This window comes from Pseudomonas sp. OA65 (assembly GCF_017498305.1).
GTDB lineage: Bacteria > Pseudomonadota > Gammaproteobacteria > Pseudomonadales > Pseudomonadaceae > Aquipseudomonas > Aquipseudomonas zanjanensis.
Genome location: NZ_JAGDEZ010000095.1, coordinates 1 through 1098 on the forward strand (window position 1 = coordinate 1; position 1098 = coordinate 1098).

General features: G+C 57.2%; 1 pseudogene. It reads right to left on the reverse strand.

The features are described 5' to 3' along the window. Positions 1-1039: pseudogene (locus tag J3361_RS29245) on the reverse strand (sugar-binding protein); the annotation flags it as partial. Between the last annotated feature and the right edge of the window lie 59 nt (positions 1040-1098).

Sequence of the window (1098 nt, forward strand, 5' to 3'; positions counted from 1 at the left end):
ATGACCAGGTGGTCTTGACCGTCTTGGGCAATTGGCAGTAGTTGTGCTGCTGGTCGAACCCGACGCCATCGATCAGGTAGTAGGTGGTTTCGACGGTCTTGACGTTATTGTTCTGGGTGGTCGTTTCATGGGTCAGCAGGTGGAACTGGTTGAACTTGCGTTCGATTTTTCGCACCGGGCGCGCTTGAGGTTCCGAGTCGTCAGTGACCCAGAGGGTTTCAATGCACACGTACTCGTAGCTGCCGATGTGGTTATAGAGGTTATCCAGGCCATCATCATTCCAGGGCGGCAAAGTAAGACCTCTCCCGAGGAAGTTCGTCTCGCCTCTCTCGGAACCTTCGCTTTTGTAGGTATAGCGGACATCGATCTTCGGCTGGCCGAAGCCTGGAGTGGTGAGATGTTGGGTCACGCGGGGCAGCGGCTGGCGATTGGTGCCTTCGGGATACAGATGACCGGAGTCTTGATAGGAAATGTCTTCACGCCCCCCGGTGGGTGTCTCCACACTGATGATGCAGAGCTGATCGCGAATCAGGCGGTAGCCAAAACGCCAGGACGCCTCGTTCTCGGTCGGCAGGGTGATGCGGTTGACGTATTTATCCGAGCCCTCCAAGGCCATAACGAAGCGCGCCAGCGGGGTTCCACCGGGGCCGGCGAACGGCTGCAGCAACACCTCGACGGAGGTGCTCTGGCGGTCGACGGTCAGCAGGGTTTGTCCCGAATCATCCTTGACCCAGGCCAGTATCAAGTGAGTACCGCTGAATGGCGTATAGCCGAGCGTGACCTTGTGCCCCGCGGGTGAACGGATCTCCACCGGCAAGGCCACCCGGTTCTGACTGCTGCCCATCACTTCGAGTATTTCGACCAGGCCGGACTTATGCACGACCCGGTAATGGGTCTCGTCCTGTTGATGGAAATGAAAACTGTCGAGTTTTTTTTCCTTCATCACCAACTGACCGCTGGCACTGTCGCTGCCGGTGACCTTGAAAGTTTCACCCGTGCTCAGGGACAGGACCTGGTTGCTCAGCGTGTACTGCGACAATTGCAAGTTCCAACCATAACCGTAGCCACTGTCTTGCCTGTTGAGCGGGTTGTACGCCA